The 16,758-nt window shown below is 64.9% G+C and carries 16 protein-coding genes; 6 read left to right on the top strand and 10 right to left on the bottom strand.

Annotated features, from left to right (window positions below):
* Nucleotides 1-99 precede the first annotated feature (99 nt).
* Nucleotides 100-792 carry a TetR/AcrR family transcriptional regulator gene (locus AC5Y21_RS16920; RefSeq protein ID WP_499913892.1) on the bottom strand — a complete coding sequence of 231 codons (693 nt, stop codon included), beginning with the start codon at nt 790-792 and terminating at the stop codon, nt 100-102.
* 82 nt (nt 793-874) lie between these two features.
* Between AC5Y21_RS16920 and AC5Y21_RS16915 the strand changes: the two genes are divergently transcribed.
* The 3 genes from AC5Y21_RS16915 (at nt 875) to AC5Y21_RS16905 (ending at nt 3,787) form a co-directional block, all read left to right on the top strand.
* A complete protein-coding gene (locus AC5Y21_RS16915) occupies nt 875-1,324 on the top strand; it encodes a hypothetical protein (protein ID WP_499913890.1) in 450 nt (149 codons plus the stop codon).
* 105 nt (nt 1,325-1,429) lie between these two features.
* Nucleotides 1,430-2,662 (top strand): acyl-CoA dehydrogenase family protein, encoded by a 1,233-nt coding sequence (locus AC5Y21_RS16910; protein WP_499913889.1) that lies wholly within the window; start codon nt 1,430-1,432, stop codon nt 2,660-2,662.
* On the top strand, nt 2,663-3,787 hold the full coding sequence (locus tag AC5Y21_RS16905; RefSeq protein WP_499913888.1) for an acyl-CoA dehydrogenase family protein: 1,125 nt from the start codon (nt 2,663-2,665) through the stop codon (nt 3,785-3,787).
* Between the two features lie 15 nt (nt 3,788-3,802).
* Here the strand turns inward: AC5Y21_RS16905 and AC5Y21_RS16900 are convergent, their stop codons facing one another.
* The 5 genes from AC5Y21_RS16900 to AC5Y21_RS16880 all read right to left on the bottom strand — a co-directional run bounded on the left by AC5Y21_RS16900 (nt 3,803) and on the right by AC5Y21_RS16880 (nt 8,803).
* Nucleotides 3,803-4,459 (bottom strand): PAS and ANTAR domain-containing protein, encoded by a 657-nt coding sequence (locus AC5Y21_RS16900; RefSeq protein ID WP_499913950.1) that lies wholly within the window; start codon nt 4,457-4,459, stop codon nt 3,803-3,805.
* 249 nt (nt 4,460-4,708) lie between these two features.
* Nucleotides 4,709-5,335, bottom strand: coding sequence for an LppU/SCO3897 family protein (locus tag AC5Y21_RS16895; protein WP_499913887.1), 627 nt, complete (start codon nt 5,333-5,335; stop codon nt 4,709-4,711).
* Nucleotides 5,336-5,519: 184 nt separating this feature from the next.
* Complete coding sequence (locus tag AC5Y21_RS16890) at nt 5,520-6,140, bottom strand: response regulator (protein ID WP_499913885.1); 621 nt, start codon at nt 6,138-6,140, stop codon at nt 5,520-5,522.
* Complete coding sequence (locus AC5Y21_RS16885; RefSeq protein ID WP_499913884.1) at nt 6,137-7,309, bottom strand: sensor histidine kinase; 1,173 nt, start codon at nt 7,307-7,309, stop codon at nt 6,137-6,139. Before AC5Y21_RS16885 ends, AC5Y21_RS16890 begins: the two co-directional genes overlap by 4 nt.
* Before the next feature lie 9 nt (nt 7,310-7,318).
* Nucleotides 7,319-8,803 carry a carotenoid oxygenase family protein gene (locus tag AC5Y21_RS16880; RefSeq protein ID WP_499913883.1) on the bottom strand — a complete coding sequence of 495 codons (1,485 nt, stop codon included), beginning with the start codon at nt 8,801-8,803 and terminating at the stop codon, nt 7,319-7,321.
* A gap of 309 nt (nt 8,804-9,112) precedes the next feature.
* On the opposite strand from AC5Y21_RS16880, the gene AC5Y21_RS16875 reads away from it, so the two are divergent.
* Both AC5Y21_RS16875 and AC5Y21_RS16870 read left to right on the top strand, forming a co-directional pair.
* Nucleotides 9,113-10,090 carry an alpha/beta fold hydrolase gene (locus AC5Y21_RS16875; protein ID WP_499913882.1) on the top strand — a complete coding sequence of 326 codons (978 nt, stop codon included), beginning with the start codon at nt 9,113-9,115 and terminating at the stop codon, nt 10,088-10,090.
* Nucleotides 10,091-10,149: 59 nt separating this feature from the next.
* A complete protein-coding gene (locus AC5Y21_RS16870; RefSeq protein ID WP_499913881.1) occupies nt 10,150-10,890 on the top strand; it encodes an SDR family NAD(P)-dependent oxidoreductase in 741 nt (246 codons plus the stop codon).
* A gap of 16 nt (nt 10,891-10,906) precedes the next feature.
* Here AC5Y21_RS16870 and AC5Y21_RS16865 read toward each other — a convergent pair whose 3' ends face one another.
* From AC5Y21_RS16865 to AC5Y21_RS16850, 4 genes are all read right to left on the bottom strand, one after another.
* On the bottom strand, nt 10,907-12,112 hold the full coding sequence (locus AC5Y21_RS16865) for an acyl-CoA dehydrogenase family protein (RefSeq protein ID WP_499913879.1): 1,206 nt from the start codon (nt 12,110-12,112) through the stop codon (nt 10,907-10,909).
* Nucleotide 12,113: 1 nt separating this feature from the next.
* The gene (locus AC5Y21_RS16860) at nt 12,114-13,208 is read right to left on the bottom strand and encodes an acyl-CoA dehydrogenase family protein (protein WP_499913877.1); all 1,095 of its coding nucleotides are present in this window, start codon (nt 13,206-13,208) and stop codon (nt 12,114-12,116) included.
* A gap of 259 nt (nt 13,209-13,467) precedes the next feature.
* The gene (locus tag AC5Y21_RS16855; RefSeq protein ID WP_499913875.1) at nt 13,468-14,520 is read right to left on the bottom strand and encodes an NHL repeat-containing protein; all 1,053 of its coding nucleotides are present in this window, start codon (nt 14,518-14,520) and stop codon (nt 13,468-13,470) included.
* Nucleotides 14,521-14,634: 114 nt separating this feature from the next.
* Nucleotides 14,635-14,802, bottom strand: a complete 168-nt coding sequence (locus AC5Y21_RS16850; RefSeq protein ID WP_499913874.1) for a hypothetical protein — start codon at nt 14,800-14,802, stop codon at nt 14,635-14,637.
* 106 nt (nt 14,803-14,908) lie between these two features.
* On the opposite strand from AC5Y21_RS16850, the gene AC5Y21_RS16845 reads away from it, so the two are divergent.
* Nucleotides 14,909-16,375, top strand: coding sequence for an amidase (locus AC5Y21_RS16845; RefSeq protein ID WP_499913872.1), 1,467 nt, complete (start codon nt 14,909-14,911; stop codon nt 16,373-16,375).
* Nucleotides 16,376-16,758 lie beyond the last annotated feature (383 nt).

Below are 16,758 nucleotides of genomic sequence, written 5' to 3'. Positions count from 1 at the left end.
TCCGGCCTCAAGATGTAGTGCTCTCTGTGAAAATGCGGGGCTGCCTCAGCCGCAGTCGTACGGTGCGGCCGACCAATCACACTAACGCGCCTGTTCGAGTCACACGGCTCCGCGGCGTGCTTCGTCTTGTTGCTGAGATGCGCGCGCGTGGATCGCGGCGGCCAGCGAGCGTTCGGCACGCCGACGGGGGTCGCCGAGACCCACCATCAAGTTGATCGCCATCGGAACCATCACGTCTTGCAGTCCTTGGGGGTCGATGAATCCGGTCATCGCCAGCAGCACGAAACCGTGTGTGGCACTTAAGATCTGGGTGGCCGCCGGGGTCGGCTCCTGCGGTCGGATCCGCCCGGCGTCGATGACCCGTTCGACCGCACTGACCAGCACCGACAATGCGTCAACTCCTTCGGCGAGATCCCAAGGCGTGGCCGCGTCGTTGGGGAGCTTATGGGCTCCGCCAAGGTCGCTGAGACCGAACAGCAGTCGGTAGAGCTGCGGGTTTTGCATGGCGAACTCGCCGTACGCCAGTCCGCCGGCGATGAGATCGGCCATCGGGTCGTCGGTGTGAGGAACGCCGCGAGTGTGCTCGGCGAAGCGCGCAAGCCCTTCCCGCATCACCGCTTCGATCAGCTTGGGCATGCCCCCGAAGTGCGTGTACACCGCCATCGTCGACGCGCCGATCTCGCCCGCCAGTGTTCGGGCCTGAATCGCCGCCGGTCCGTCCCGCTCGAGCACGACCAAGGCGGCCGCCACCAAGCGGTCCCGGGTGCTCAACGAGGTGTCGGCGGAATTCATCGTTGACATCATGCCATAACAGTCGTTATGTTCGTGACAAGGAATAACGGTTGTTATGGATAAGGCAGGCCGGAGGACGGACATGACTACCAAGACCTCCATATACCGACGGCTGATCGCCGGCGTTGGCGGCGGCGCGTTGATGTTGGCGACGTTTCTGCCGTGGGCGAGCGTTCACGGTGTCAACCGCACCGGTTGGGAGTTCAACACGGTGGCCGCCGTGCTGTTCCTGGTCGCTGGCGTGTTCGGGATCGCGACGGCGATCACCGGCGGCCAATACGGCGTAGGCCGCCCTGACCTATCGCTCATCGCCGCAACCGACTTGCTCAACACCACCTCAATGCTGCTGCTCGCCTGGCTGATTCCCTTTGACTTTCCCGAACACGCCACCCGTCAGCCCGGCGTCTTCGGCGCGCTGATCGCCGCCGCCGCAACCGCGTTCGCCGTCGCCGACTACCGCCCCCTGCGGGGAGCGCCCTGGTTTCCAGCCATCAAGGCCAGCGAACCAACCCGCGCGACTATCCCGCAATAGTTCAGTCTCACGACAGCGTCGAGTCGAACCCACAGCCACAGCTGATGCGGTGAGCTAGACTCACGCGGACATTGCGCTGATACGACGGCACGCCCTGGGAAATTCATGGATCTGCAGTGGTCAAACGCTGACCGGGCATTCCGAGATGAGGTCCGGAGTTTTCTTGACCAGAAGCTGACTCCCGATCTGCGGCGTGCGGGCCGGTTGATGACCAGCGTCTACGCCGACCACGAAGCCAGCATGGCGTGGCAGGCGATTCTGCACGAACGGGGCTGGGCGGCGCCCGCCTGGCCGGTCGAGTACGGCGGCTGCGACTGGAGCCTGACGCAGCACTACATCTTCAATCGCGAATCGACGCTCGCAGGTGCGCCGGCCTTGTCGCCGATGGGGATTCGGATGGTCGCGCACGCGATCATCGCGTACGGCACCGATGCGCAAAAAGACTACTTCCTGCCGCGGATCCTGACCGGCGAAGTGTTCTTTTGCCAGGGATACTCCGAGCCGGAGGCTGGGTCGGATCTGGCAGCGTTGTCGATGGCAGCCGTAGCTGACGGCGACGATTTGGTATGTACCGGTAGCAAGATCTGGACCACCCATGCCGCCGAGGCGAATTGGATGTTCGCGCTGGTGCGCACCTCCCGCATGGAGAAGAAGCAACAAGGCATCACGTTCGTGCTGATCGAGATGACGTCGCCGGGTATTGCGATTCGCCCGCTGGTGATGACCTCAGGCGAGCAGATCCAAAATCAGGTGTTCTTCGACGAGGTGCGGGTGCCCAAAGCCAATGTCATCGGCGAGATCGATAGCGGTTGGGCGGTTGCCAAGTATCTATTGGAGTTCGAGCGCGGCGGGGGCGCGGTGGCGCCAGCCCTGCAAGTGATGGCCGAGGAGATTGGTCAAGCGGCGAAGGGTCAACCCGGGCCGGGCCGCGGACGGCTGGCCGACGACGAAGCGTTCATGCGCAAACTGGCCGACGCGCGGATCCGGGCCGAGGTGTTAGAGATTCTCGAATACCGAGTGCTCGCCACGGTGGCCGAGGGACGCAACCCCGGTGCGTCGTCGTCCATGCTCAAGATCTTGGGCACAGAACTGAGCCAGGTACTCACCGAACTCGCGATGGAGGCGGCCGGCCCGCGCGGCCGCGCCTATCAGCCGCACGCAACTATGCCTGGCGGGCCGATCGCCGAATTCGAACCGCCCGCCGACGGATACCTGTCCGGTGAGTCGTGGCAAGCCGTTGCGCCGTTGCGGTACTTCAACGACCGGGCCGGCTCAATATACGCCGGCAGCAACGAGATTCAGCGCAACATTCTCGCCAAAGCGGCACTGGGACTGTAGATGGACTTCAACCTGACCAACGAGCAGCAGCTGCTGCGTGACGGGCTAGCGAAGTTTCTCGCCGCGCGGTACGACCTCGAGACCAGCCGTGCGGCCGGGAAGACCGGTGCCGGTTGGCAGCCCGGTATCTGGCGCGGCTTTGCCACCGAGCTGGGCATTCTGGGCGCCACATTGCCCGAAGATGTCGGCGGAATCGGCGGTGGCCCTGTTGAACTCATGGTTATCGCCGAGGCGCTTGGTCACGCACTGGTGATCGAACCGTACGTCGACACGGTTGTCGTTGCCGGCGGGCTGCTGCGCCGAGCCGGCGGCCCGACGGCGATCTCTCTGCTGAAGCAGATCATTGCAGGCAATGCGGTGGCGGTGCTGGCCGCCGCGGAGGCGGACTCGGCTGATCGTTGGCAGGACGTGTCGACCGTGGCGCAACCCGACGGTGACGGCTGGGTATTGAACGGCGCCAAGACCATGGCGGTGGGTGCCCCGCTGGCGACACATCTGCTGGTCACCGCGCGTACAGCCGGGGTAGACGGAATCTCGTTGTTCCTCACCGAGTTTGGCTCCAACGGTATCGAGGCTCACCCGTATCGAACCATCGACGACCGGCGCGCAGCCGACATCACGTTCAACGATCTGCGACTTCCATCCGAGGCATTGCTGGGCGAAGAAGGCCGGGCGTGGCCATCTTTGGCCCGAGCGCGGGACGAGGGCGCCGCGGCGATCTGCTCCGAGGCGGTTGGGTGCATGCGAAAAGTGCTGGCGGACACCGTCGAATACTGCAAGCAGCGCCAGCAGTTCGGGCAGTCGATCGGCCGTTTTCAGGTGCTGCAGCATCGCATGGTCGACATGTACATGGAACTCGAGCAGTCCGTCGCCGCCGTCTATCTCGCGATCCTGAATCTCGAGTCCGACGAGGCGGCCCGGGCTCGTGCGGTATCGGCTTGCAAGGCCACCATCGGCCGTGCCGCACGGTTTATCGGTCAGCAGGCCGTGCAGCTGCACGGTGGAATGGGCATGACCGAGGAGCTGGCGATTGGCCACTACTTCAAGCGGCTCACCGCAATTCAGTACGAGTTCGGAAGCACCGACCAACACGTCGCACGATATGCCGAGCTGACGAAGACGTAGTACCCGCGTATCGGTTTATTCCGCAGTGAGTAGGGCGTGGTCGATGTAGGCCAGCCGCTCGGGTGGCGCCTTCTGGTCGATGGCGGCCAGGAAGCGAGCGGCCAGGTCGCGCACCTTGCTGTTGCTTTCTTGAGAGCGCCAAACCAGGATGTCGAATGCCCGCTCGGCCGATATCCCGTAGGCGGCCATCAGCACGCCTTTGGCCTGTTCGATGCGGGCTCGGGCGGCCGCCGTCTCGGAAAGCACGGCGGTGATGTCCGATTGCACTGCCTCGGTGACATCGATGTAGAACCCGGTGGTGCCGATCACCGTCCCGGTGGCGCCAAGCAATGAGTCGCCAACCACTACCACCGTGCGGGTATGTCCGGCGGTGTCGATAATGCGGTGGCGGCTGCTGAAAGGTTCGCCGCGCAGCACCCGATCCAGGGCGGCCGTGACTTGCTGGCGGTCGTCGGGATGCTTGTGCCGCAACAAGAGCTCGGTGGTGGGCTGCACCGCTTCGCTGCTGTCATAGCCGTGCATGCGCGCCACCGCGTCCGACCATTCCCAACGCTGGCCTTCGAGGAAAAAACGGAACCGGCCGACCCGCTGCGACCCGCCGGCACCCAACACCGCATCGATGGCATGCAGTTCATCAGCCAGTTGCGAGGTCCACACCTCGTCCTGATCCACCGATTGGGGCGCATCGTCATTGGTCACTGGCGCGGAGTCATCCGGCGCAACCCCCTGGTCCCGCGACTGATCTCGCCGCTTGAACGTCACGTCGCACTCCCCGATAACAGCTGTGTCTGCTGGCCGCACACGGCCTTAGCGCAGCACCTCAGAAAGCACATGCCACGGACGTCTGAGCGGGCGGAGAAGTTAGTTGCGCGGGCAGCGCAAGTGATGGCCCCCATAGCAGCCGTCACGTTACGCCTGTGTTCAGCGGTTGAGTACCAAAACGTCCAGGCAGTAGGTCAGCGGGGGCTCGGGAAAGTCGACCGCCAGCTGATCGGCGTCGCATAAACGCGGGTCGTCCACCCCGTCGCGCCGGAGTGCAACCCTGAAGTTCGGGTCGGTGGTAAAGCCACGGGTGCAACCCGAGGGCGCGAACATGTGGGAGATGAGGGCCCGGCTATAGCAACTGCCGACCGTCAAATTGTCCTGCAGGCACAGACCGCTGTCGGAGCTTCCCAAAGTTCCGTAGTTGCCGTTGGGGCATTTCTTCGCGCCCTTGTACTTCGCTACGACCTTCGCCAGCGCCGTCGGTGATGAGCACGGTGCCACGTGCACGTCGCTCGGTTTGACGAGGTTGATGGCTTTGGAGAGATCCAGGCAGGTGCCGATCGCGTAGTCCAGGCCGTTGTTCGACGGATGATCGTCGTCGCGATCCAGCACCGCGTGCACGCCCATCTTCACGGCGATCACCAGCACGAATGCGCCAAGCGCCGCGAGGATCCTCCTGCCCAACGAGCGCTTCTTAGGTGGCGGAAGGTACTGCTGGACGGGTGCCGACGGCGAATACCCGTCGGCGGGCCATGCGGACATGTGGTCGTGATTCTTCGCCATGTGCACCCCTCGCGCCGAGTTGGCAAACGCGACAGTTATGTCTCATCCCGCACGCACCACCGTCGTCGTTCGACCGATCGTTGTTCAGCGTGCAGGCGCCCGCCCTGGTAGCACCCTAATTGGCCAGGATGGTGCCTTGCGACGGCCATCGTCTGCGTTTACAGAGGGACCTGGGAGATACCGGTCAGTTGAGGAGGCCGAGCGACATCGCGGTGGTTACCGCAGCCGTTCGGTCGGAAACACCGAGCTTGTTGAATGTCCGCAAGAGATGGGTCTTCACTGTCGCCTCGCTGATGTAGAGCTCGCTTCCGATCTCGGCATTGGTCCTGCCTTTTGCGACCAGCGCAAGGACCTCGACCTCGCGAGCCGATAGTTTGGCCGCGGCGGGTTTGCGCACCCAGCGCACCAGACGGTCAGCCACCGAGGGTGCGAGCACGGTCTTGCCGCGCGCCGCATCGCGTACCGCCTGCGCCAGCTTGGCACGGGACGCATCCTTGAGCAGATAACCCGCCGCACCGGCTTCGACAGCGCGCAGGATGTCGGCATCGGACTCGTAAGTGGTGACCACGAGTACCCGGGTTTCCGGCAGCGCAGCCAGGATCCGTTCGGTCGCGGTGACACCGTCGACACCGGGCATGCGCAGGTCCATGAGAACCACGTCGGGACGCAGGTTTTCGGCCATGGCGACGGCTTCGGCGCCAGATCCCGCCTCTCCGACAACCGTGAGATCGGTCTCGGCGTCGATCATCGCGCGCAGACCCTCGCGGACCATCGGATGATCGTCGACCAACAGAACCGTCGTCATGCCGGAACCTCTACTCGGATGGTCACCCCGCCGCCGGGCGTGGGAGAGACGGTCATCGTCCCGCCGATCTCGCTGACCCGGGCTCGCATCCCGCGCAGCCCGAATCCTTCGGTGCAGTCATTGGCCAAGCCGACGCCGTTGTCTGCCAACGAGAATCGGACACCGTCGGTTGTAGCGGACAATTCCAACTGCACCGCAGTGGCATTCGCGTGTTTACGGATATTGGCGAGCGCCTCCTGCGCGACCCGCAGCAGCGCCACGTCGGCCGCCATTCCCAAAGCGGGCAGGTTCGGGTCGGCGGACATGCTCACCGCGATGGCCGTTTCCGCGGTAAGCCGGTCGCATTGCCGCCGGATCGCGGCGACCAGCGAAGCCTCGTCGAGCGCGTCGGGCGTCAAGTCGGCGACCATCGCCCGTGCCTCGGCAAGGTTCTCGCGGGCCGCGGCGCGGATCAACTCGACATGTCGGCGCGCCGCGGCGCGGTCGGACTCCAACTCCGCGTCGACGGCCTGCGCCAACGCCACGATGCTGGTGAAACCTTGCGCCAATGTGTCGTGGATCTCGCGGGCCAGCCGTTCACGTTCGGCGGAAATGCCTGCCGCGCGCGACAACCGCTCGGTTTCGGCGCGGCTGGCCTGCAATTCAGCGACCACAGCCGCCAGTTTGGTCCGTTGTCGCGTCGCGGTGACAACCATGGTGCCGATCAACGGGGAAATGATCATGCCGATCAACGTGATCGCGACGCCCACCGTAAACGTAGGAGTCCGCCAACCTTTGCCGACGACTTCGATCGCCAGCGGGGTGAGGTTGACGGCGGTGGTGACCCCGATCGCGATTCCCAACGGCAGCGCGGAGAAGACGATCGGGAAGATCGCCGGGATCGCCGCAACGGCGACCTCGGAGAACCACGTTGCCAGCACGAACATCGTCACCGGGACGGCAACGAATGTTGCTGTTCGCCAGTTGAGTTCGCCCGATCGGGACACCCGCCGCCCGACGGTCAGCGTCCAGATGACGATGCCACCCAGGAGCACAGCGGCCGCCGGCGCGTTGCCCGGAAACCGGTCGTTGAGCAGGAAGACGGCGGCGATGGCGGCGGCGCAGGTGCCCGCGATGTAGACGTCCCACAGCCAATGCCACTCATTGGCCTGCGCCGCGCCGTCGTCCATTGCGCGATGCTAACCCTGGGTGGGCACCCAGTTGCCGTGAAACCCATTCGGCACCCGGGCGGGAAGATGCACGGTGGCGACCGTTTCCAACGTCTGAGGGTCGAGCAGCACCAGATCACTGCGGTCGGTGGTGCGGTCATAGACGAAGCCCATCGCGACGCCGTCGTCTTCGGCGGCATCCGGTGCGGATGGGACGAACACGAACTCGCTGGGCTCCCGTCCAGGGCCGAATGAAACGGCGTCCGTAGCGCACCGCACAACGTCGTGCTTGAGGATCGCGTTCGGCGATGACAAACCGCGCGAGCCCGGTGCATAGCCGACGGCGTAGCCGTAGCGGTGCGGCCGGCCGACCAGACGCTCGTCGACGCGCGGAAACTCCTGCGACGTATCGCTGAGACGGTCTTCGGCAACCGAGCCCGTGCTGAGGTTTACGGTCCAGCGATCAAGAGTCCGAACCTGCGGAAACAAATCCGGGCCGTCGGCGAACACCGTCGGGTGGCGCACGACGTCGAGCACGATCTTGTCGCCGTCATCGAAGGCATTGAGTGGATGGAAGACGTAGCACGGCTGCACCTCGAACCAACGGATGTCCGTCGCTGTACCCGAGCGGGGCATGACGCCCACCCGGGCCTGACGTTCCGGCGCCCATCGGTAGGGCAACGCGACATCGGGCGAACGACCATGCTCCGACCCCCGCATGGCAGCCCGGAGGACGAAGTCCGGGGCCGCGTGGCGCGACACGAAACGACTCACCCACGACGCGATCGCCTGGGCGGGCCGGCTCTTCAGGGTTGCGCCGAAATCCACCGCGACCGGCAGGTCGTAGAGCACGATGTGCTTCTCGGTGAGGGAGAAGTCGTGCATCATCGTCTGTTCCGGCAACCGGATGTCGACGCTGCGGCGAACCTTGCCGTCGGTACCAGTCACTGAATAGCGAACCAGCCGACCTTGCATGGGGTTGTAGGACACCGCGTGCAATTCACCGGTCTGCGGGTCACGCTTCGGGTGGGCGGTGTAGCCGGCGCGCAGTGTTCCACCGAAGTCGGAGGGTCCGACAGTGTCCAGGTCGTCGGTCAATTCATAGGGTCGTACTCCGGCCTCGGTAATGGCGAACGTCTTACCGGCGTGGCCGATGATGTTGGTGTTGGCCGCGAAGTCGAATCCGCCTTCGTGCGGGCCGCCGGGCCACCGTTCGCCGAGGCGGCGGGACATATCAGCTGATCGCACCCAGCGGTTGCGATACCACTGTGCCTTGCCGTCCCGCAGTCGCAAGCCGTGCACCATCCCGGCGCCTAGAAACGCATGGTAGTGAGCGGGGTCTGAAACGCCGAGTGGGTTGGGTCCGTTGCGCAGGTACCGCCCATCGAGGTGCTCCGGAATCGTGCCGGTGACCTCGAGCTCGGTCGCGGTGATCTCTTGGCGGACCGGAGCCCAGTTTGCGCTCAGGTATGGGTTCGCGGTGTCAACCGTGTCTTCGCCCAATATTGTTGTCATGCAATCCTCTCCTTCAGTTCGATGCCGACCGGGATGCCGGTGGCAAACCAACAACGATGCAGTTCAAAAGATTTCGCGCGATTCGCAACACCGCGCAGCCGGAGTGCGCACTCGCCTCGCCTGCTCGATTGGTGTCCATGAATCGATCCTGCGCGGAGGTGTCCCGATCGCGCGACGGCCCGACGGCTGAATCCCGATGTCAACCGAACGGTGGACACCGAGCTTGAGGGAAGGGCCCGAGGCTGAAATCCTTTCGCCACGCCGAGAACAGATTCACCCAGCTGTGTGACGTGCCCGCACAATGACGCGATGGGCGCAGTGCGGAAATTCCCGGCTCATCGGCCGACCACCGCTGGGTCGGTCTGTCGACTCCTGATAGCTGGCGTATTGCTGGCAGCGGCGGTGGGCTGCGGCACCGAACGGGCTAACAGCCGCCCGGCACCAGCCGCGGCGGGCGATTTCCGCGGTCCTTTCGAGATCGGCAACGGACGGCATCTTTACCTCGAATGCCACGGAAAGGGCGGCCCGACAATCATTTTGGAGTCCGGCTACCACAACTCGTCGGACCCGTGGAGCCAGTCCGACGCCGTCGCCCCGGCCGTCGGTCCCGCCGTGCTGCCCGCCCTTGCCCGCGAGCACCGCGTCTGCGCTTACGACCGCCCAGGCACCTTGCGCAATTCCGACCCGCCCACTATCAGCGACCGCAGTTCACCGGCTGCGATGCCGCGCACGGCGCAGGACGTCGTCAGCGACTTGCATGCACTGCTCGACGCCGCACATCTGCCCGGCCCCTTCGTCCTCGTCGGGCACTCACTGGGCGGGTTGTTCGCGCGGCTGTACGCCCAGACCTACCCTGACCAAGCGCGAGCGGTGGTGTTCGTCGACGCCTTCGCAGTCGAGATACCAAACTTGATGGGACCCGACTGGCCCGCTTACCGACACCAGCTGGATGAACCCTTGCCGCAGTTCATCGGTTCGTCGTCGTTCGAGGTAATCGACATCGACAAGAGCGTCGACCAGGTCGCCGCCGCACCCGCATTCCCGCCTATCCCCACCGTGGTGTTAGCGAGGACCGAGCCGTTCGCAGTCCCTCCGAACACCCCGGCCGCGCAGGCCGCGAATTTGGAAGAGGCGTGGCGGGTAGGCGCATCAGACCTGGTTGCGTTGCGGCCGGAAACTCCGCACATCTTCGTGACCGGCAGCGACCACTACGTCCAGATCCACCAACCTGACCTGGTTGCCGCCGCCATCGAACTGGCGGTGCAGAGATCCGCTCCCAGCAGCTGACACGACATGAATTTCTCGCCTGATATTGTTGTCGCACAACGGATCTAGAAAGGCAGAGATTGGCGGCATTGGAGGGCAAGATCACCTTGGTGACCGGCGCTTCGTCGGGCCTCGGTGCGGAAACGGCGCGCTTACTTGCCCAGCAGGGCGCGACGGTCTTCGGGATTGCGCGAGATACCGATCGGCTCGCCGAGGTGTTCGCCGACGTCGAGGGCGGTGCGTATGCGTCGGTGGATGTGGTCTCTGCGCAGGCCTGCAGGGGTGCGGTCGAGCGGTGTGTCGCACAGTTCGGCGGACTTGATGTGCTGATCAACATCGCCGGGCGCCACCAGATGCGTCGGACCGAGTTAATGAGCGACGACGACTGGGAGCAGGACCTCGCGATCAATCTGAACGGGCCCTTCTACCTGTGCCGCGCCGCGCTGCCGCATCTGCTGGCCCGCGGCGGCAACATCGTCAACGTCGCCTCCATCGCCGGTGTCGAGGGCCAGGCGTATTCGGCCGGCTACTGCTCGGCCAAACATGGGCTGATCGGGTTGACCCGTGCCCTGGCCGTCGAATACACCGCGGATCGATTGCGCGTCAACGCGGTCTGCCCCGGCGGCATGCTGACCCCGCAGATCGAGCAGTTCAGCGCGCCGGAGAACCCCAACTATGACCTGATCATGCGCTCGGCCGCACCGCGCGGCATGATGCAGCCCCACGACGTCGCCAACGTGATCGCTTTCCTCGCCAGCGAAGATGCCGCGGCCATCCACGGCGCCGTCTATCGCGTCGACAACGGTAAGGGCGCTGGCTGACAAGGCGCTGTCATGTTCAGCTTCTGCGGGCTTGGCGGAACGGAATGTCACGGTCGGCCTCGGGTTCCTTAGGCAGTCCAAGGACACGTTCCCCGATGATGTTGCGTTGGATCTGATCGGTGCCGCCACCGATCGAAGTGAAGAATGCGTTGAGGGCAAGGAAGTTGACGTCGTCGGCCTCGGGATTGTCGCTACCTGCCAGCAGGGCTTGAGCTCCGATCAGTTCGGTCTTCATCCGGGCCTCGGCGTGCAGAATCTTCGACATCGCGAGTTTGCCCAGGGACATAATCGAGCTGGACGTGCCCTGCGCGGTGGCCGCCTTTGCGCGTGCGTTGTTGAGCGCGTTGAGTTCTCGCATGGCCAAGACCTTGGCCAACGACCGCCGCACGGCGGGGTCGTCGATGCGCCCGTGTTCACGGGCCAGTGCGATGAGGTCGTCGGCACGCGACCGGTTGCGCGAGGCGCGCCCGCTGTCACCCATGATGGAGCGCTCGTAGGCCAGTGCGGTCTGCAGTGCGCGCCAGCCGTTACCCTCGCCGCCGAGCAGATATCTGTCGGGCACCGTTGCGTCGGTGATGAATACCTCGTTGAAGTGGGACTCCCCGGTGATCTGCACCAACGGCCTGACCTCAATGCCTGGTTGTTTCATCGGCATAAGGAAGAAAGTCAGGCCCTTGTGTTTGGGCGCATCCCAATCGGTGCGGGCGATCAGCAGCGCATAGTCGGCCGTCTTTGCCCCCGACGTCCACACCTTCTGCCCGTTCACCACCCAGTGATCGCCTTGTTTGACGGCGGTGGTGCGCACACCGGCAAGGTCCGAGCCCGCTCCGGGCTCGCTGTACAACAGGCAGGTTCGGGCCCGCTCGACCAAGAAGTCTCGCAGCAGCTCGTGCTTAAGGGCATCGGAGCCCAGCTTCAGTGTGGTGTTGGCGAAGATGTTGTACTTGTCCTGCCCAGCGCCGGGGGCCTTGACGGCACGGAACTCCTGGGTGACGACGGCGGCGAGGTCGCTGGGATACCCGCGGCCGAACCATTCGGTCGGATAGGTCGGTACCGCATAGCCTTCGTCGACAACCTTCTCCAGCCACGCGATCCGCTCCGGCGGACTGCTCCATGGATCGTCGGATTTCGGAAGTTCGGTCCGGTTGGCGGCCAGCCATTCGCGGACTTCGGCGCGCAACTGCTCGGCGGTAGGCAAAGTGTGTAAAGGGTTTGCGGACATTTCACGCGCCTTTCGAGACGAGGTAACGCTCGCGGTAGACCGCTGGGGCCCCGAACAGCTGCATGCCGGTGCGGGCGCGACGAAGGAAAAGGTGCGCCGGGTGTTCCCAGGTGAACCCGATGCCACCGTGCATCTGGATCGCTTGCATGGCAGTGGACTCGTAGGCTTCGGCGCACACGAATCCCGCCAGAGCGATTGCGCCGGTGCACTTCTCACTCTGTGAAGCCTTCATCGCCGCCGCATGGTGCGCCGCCGACATCGCCGATTCATTTTCCAGCAGCAGATCGGCGGCCATATGTTTGAGCGCCTGGAAGCTGCCGATCGCCCGCCCGAACTGAACTCGCGTCTTGAGGTATTCAATTGTTATGTCGAAGATCCGGCGGGAGGCACCGACCTGCTCTCCAGCCAGGGCGATCACCGCGAAGTCCAGCGCGTCCTGAACGGCCTCCCATCCCGCGCTGCCCAACCGTCGTGCCGGTGTGTCACGAAATGTGAACGTCGAGAGACGAACCGTGGGGTCGAAAACCGTTGCCGCAGTGCGGGTGAACCCGTCGGCGTCCGGCGCAACTTCGAATACTCCGATAGCGTCTGCGGTGTTGGCGACGACAAGAACGATGTCGGCGACCTGCCCCCAGGTGACGTAGTGCGCACTACCCGAGAGCGTGTTCCGTGCAGTGGCCTGTACGGCAACGTCGTCCGGGGTCCACGTCCCGCGTTCACCGATGATTGCGACCGTGCCGATAGACGTGCCGTCGGCCAGGCCGGGCAGCAGCCGGCGTTTGTCGTCCTCGGCGCCCGCTGCCTGAATCAGTGCGGCGGTCAGCACCGCGCTGGATAACCACGGTGCGGGAAGCAGCGCTGCCCCGATCTCGTCGGCAACCGCCTCAACTTCGAGCGGACCCAGGCCGACGCCGCCGTACCCGCCGCCGACCAGGATGCCGGTGACGCCTTGCTCGGCCAGCAGCCGCCACAAATCGCGGTCGAAACCCTCTTCGGTATCGACCACCCGCCGCACGTCGGCCTCGGTGCATTTGTGCTGCAGCAGGTCGTGTACCGCCGTTTTCAACTCGGCACGTTCATCCAGGCTGATTGCCATTACTCACCCTTCTGGCGCATCTATCCCATAGTTGGCTGCGGCGAGGATTGTCGGCCGTGGGTGCGTGGTCACACCCGCCACTCGGGTATCAGAAAAATCGGGGCATATTGCGATGAGCAAAACGATAGCCGCGGCGATATCGCCTCACACAATCGACGGCCAAGGAGCGCGGGGACCTGTGTGACCAAAGTGACGGGTGCGCCGCACCAGGGCTTGACGGCTCGAATTCGTTGCACAATAACGACTTTCGCGACTCCGCTCACCAACGCATTCGGCCGGCCGGCAACCCGAGCACGAAACCGTGGCTGTTGTCCTTGAAGATCGCCCACTTGCCGAGGGTCACCGGCTGCCGGTCACCGGTGTGGTCGGTGACGTACACGTTTCCGGGCGTGTCGAGCGCCAATCCCTGAGGATCTACGAAGCGGTGATTCCCGGGCAGCTCGATCCAGTCGCTCGAGCCAGGCGCCAACTTCATCACACCGCCGCGTGACCTGATCACGTACACGGTGCCGACGGTGTCCACGGCGACGAACTCCTCGCCCCCGGCGGACGGCAACTTGGTCCATCTGTCCGACCCCGGAGCCAGTTTCAGCAGCTGAACGTGCTTTCCGGCATGTGCGCGCACGTAGACGGTGCCGCTGGTATCCACCGCCACGTCGTGCGGATAGACATACCTGCCGGTGGACGGCAACACAGTTTGGTTGCTCGACCCGGCGGCCAACTTCACCACTCGAGAATTGTGGTCGTCGGCGACGTACACGCTGGCGGCCCTGTCGACCGCCACACCCTGGGGAAAGCTCAGGGCCTCGAGCGGCAGCACGATTTGGGTGCCCGACCCGGCCGGCAGCTCGAGTACCCGATCGTGGCCGGTATCGGCAACGTAAACGTTGCCCGCATCATCCACCGCCACCCCGGCGGTCGATTCGTTGACCACGCCAGCGGAGAGGTCGAGACCCGTGAACGGCAAGACAGTTTGGACGTTTGACCCCGTCGCCAGTTTGAGCACTCGATTGGCGAGTGCGTCGGTGACATAGACGTTGCCGGCGGCGTCGACGGCGACGCCATGCGGAACATGCAGATCGGTGAAGGGCAGCGCGTACTGACGTTCCCGCTCTGACGTCAGCTGATCCCGATGTTGGTGCTGACGGTTCAGCACGACGCCCACAGGGATCCAGCCGACCGCGGGGATCGCGAAAAATGCTATGACGGCCCAGATCCAGAATTTCCTCCTGGGCCGTGGCGGCGGCCTGGAAGCCGCCTCGGTCGCAGCCGCCGGTGCCTCGCCCGGGGCGCCATCGTCAACTTCGTCCATGGCGCTTCCTGTTCCTGACTGTCGCGCCAAAGGCTACCGCGGAGTCGCTGCGAAATTCGTAGAAGCTGCGACGACAGGGAATTGCGGACGCCACCGCGCTACGGCAGAGCTGTGCTACCGCGTGCTCTCATCGGGGATTTGCCGATGAGACTGGTGCGCGCCCGGCGCGTCCGGGTCGACGTCCTGGTGCTCCAGTTGCTCTTCCTCCGCCCGCTGCGCTTCCGTCGTCTTCCGGGCGTCTTTCGGCACCGGCGCCGAATTGCTGTTGCTTGGCTGATCCACGCGAGGCCCTCCAGATTGTCTGTAAATTGCCTCCGGTCAGGATCTCCCGAATCGCCCGTCGCGAAACCCTGCTGAAAACGAGGACGGCGCGACATACGGTCAGACGATGAACTTCGACGAGTACCGGAAATACGACGCCACCGGACTGGCGAAGCTGGTCGCCGACAAAGAGGTGACCGCCGCAGAGCTGCTTACGCTGGCACGGGACCGGGCCGCCGCGGTGAACCCGCGGATCAACGCCATCGTGCGCGACGTCCCTGCCTCGCCGACTGAGCTCAGGGGTCCATTCGCTGGCGTCCCGTTCCTGATCAAGGACATCGCGCAGGACTACGCGGGTCTGCCGAGCTCGCAAGGGTCCCGTTCCCTGATGTCTACGCCTGTCGCCGAGCACGCAACCGTTGTGCAGCGCTGGATCGACGCCGGCCTGGTGATCTTCGGCAAGACCAACCTGCCGGAGTTCGGGGCGAAGGGGATCACCGAGTCGGTGGCGTGGGGGCCGGCGCGCAATCCGTGGGATCTGCAGCGGACGCCGGGCGGGTCGTCAGGCGGGTCGGCAGCCGCGGTCGCGGCGGAGATCGTGCCGTGTGCGGGCGCGAACGACGGTGGCGGGTCGACGCGCATCCCGGCGGCGTGCTGCGGGCTGGTCGGCTTGAAGGCAGGGCGCGGGCTGACGCCCATGGGGCCGGCTATCGGCGAGTCGATGCACGGCGCGGCGGTACAGGGTGTCGTGTCACGAACAGTGCGCGATACGGCTGCGATGCTCGACATCATTTGCGGCGGGGAGCCTTTCGGGCCGTTCCTGCCGGCGCTGCCCGCCGAGCCGTTCGCGTCGTGTGTGGGCGGGAATCCCGGGAAGCTGCGGATCGGTGTGCGGGTGCCGTCGGCGATCACCCCGAAGCCGCACCCCGAAGCGTTCGCGGCTGTCGAAGCCGCCGTGCGCGTGCTTACCGACCTGGGCCATCGCGTCGACGAACTACCGCAGGCGCCCTACGACGACGCCGCGCTCGCCCGAGACTTCCTGCTCACCTGGTTCGTCTATATGGCCTGGGAGGTCGACGAGGCCAAACGCTTGACCGGCGCGGGCAACGAGTCATTCGAGCGCGACTCGCTGATCATGGCCGCGCTCGGCCGCGCGACGAGCGGCGTCGACTACGTGGACGCCGTGCAACGGCGTCATGAGCACACACGTCGGCTGAGCACGTTCTTCGAGTCGTACGACCTGCTGCTGACGCCCACCTTGGCAACCCCGCCGCCGAGGATCGGCGAGTTCGACCTACCGATCGCACTGCAACTCGGCGCCGACGCTTTGATCAAGACACGAACCGCCGGCTTGCTGCGCCACACCAAGATCGTCGACGACATGGTGCAGCAGAACCTCGGTTGGGTGCCGTACACCCAGCTGGCCAATCTCACTGGCCGTCCGGCGATTTCGCTACCGCTGCACTGGACCGCCGACTCTTTGCCGCTCGGTGTCCAGTTCGTCGCGCCGCTGGGTGGCGAGTCGCTGCTGATCCGGCTGGCGGCTCAGCTTGAACAGGCGCTGCCGTGGGCTGACCGGGTGGCCCCGATATAGCCGGCCGGTTCTAGAGACCGCCACACTGCGCCGGGCCGCTGAAGATGGTCGCCCACGGAGGGCATCCGGGCGGTGGTGCTCCACGAGGCGCGCGTGGGCCCGCAGGCGCTATCGGCCCGGTGGGATAGGGCCAGACATGACCTGTGTCTTCGTCGACCACACCGGTCGGACCGTAGTGATAGTTGTGGCAGACGTTCCAGTCCCAATGCACGAAACTCGTATTCGGGGGTCCGCCGGGAGCCCAGTTCGGGGGATCGCTTGGGCAATACGGCCGTCCGGTCGCATTGGCGGCACCTGCGCCCAAACCGGCCAGAGCCACACCGACAGACACGAACAAAGTCGTCGCTAAGCCCGCGATTCCTCGCCTCATGATGGGTCCTCTT

It is taken from the genome of Mycobacterium sp. NGS41 (assembly GCF_059812725.1).
Note: the sequence above shows the minus strand (reverse complement) of the source record. Positions and strands in the feature narration are given on the sequence as shown.

Coding starts and splice junctions, on each gene's coding strand:
- AC5Y21_RS16855 (WP_499913875.1), bottom strand. CDS start 14,520: ATGGACGAAGTTGACGATGGCGCCCCGGGCGAGGCACCGGCGGCTGCG.
- AC5Y21_RS16890 (WP_499913885.1), bottom strand. CDS start 6,140: ATGACGACGGTTCTGTTGGTCGACGATCATCCGATGGTCCGCGAGGGT.
- AC5Y21_RS16865 (WP_499913879.1), bottom strand. CDS start 12,112: ATGTCCGCAAACCCTTTACACACTTTGCCTACCGCCGAGCAGTTGCGC.
- AC5Y21_RS16920 (WP_499913892.1), bottom strand. CDS start 792: ATGAATTCCGCCGACACCTCGTTGAGCACCCGGGACCGCTTGGTGGCG.
- AC5Y21_RS16895 (WP_499913887.1), bottom strand. CDS start 5,335: ATGGCGAAGAATCACGACCACATGTCCGCATGGCCCGCCGACGGGTAT.
- AC5Y21_RS16905 (WP_499913888.1), top strand. CDS start 2,663: ATGGACTTCAACCTGACCAACGAGCAGCAGCTGCTGCGTGACGGGCTA.
- AC5Y21_RS16860 (WP_499913877.1), bottom strand. CDS start 13,208: ATGGCAATCAGCCTGGATGAACGTGCCGAGTTGAAAACGGCGGTACAC.
- AC5Y21_RS16875 (WP_499913882.1), top strand. CDS start 9,113: ATGGGCGCAGTGCGGAAATTCCCGGCTCATCGGCCGACCACCGCTGGG.
- AC5Y21_RS16910 (WP_499913889.1), top strand. CDS start 1,430: ATGGATCTGCAGTGGTCAAACGCTGACCGGGCATTCCGAGATGAGGTC.
- AC5Y21_RS16880 (WP_499913883.1), bottom strand. CDS start 8,803: ATGACAACAATATTGGGCGAAGACACGGTTGACACCGCGAACCCATAC.
- AC5Y21_RS16915 (WP_499913890.1), top strand. CDS start 875: ATGACTACCAAGACCTCCATATACCGACGGCTGATCGCCGGCGTTGGC.
- AC5Y21_RS16885 (WP_499913884.1), bottom strand. CDS start 7,309: ATGGACGACGGCGCGGCGCAGGCCAATGAGTGGCATTGGCTGTGGGAC.
- AC5Y21_RS16845 (WP_499913872.1), top strand. CDS start 14,909: ATGAACTTCGACGAGTACCGGAAATACGACGCCACCGGACTGGCGAAG.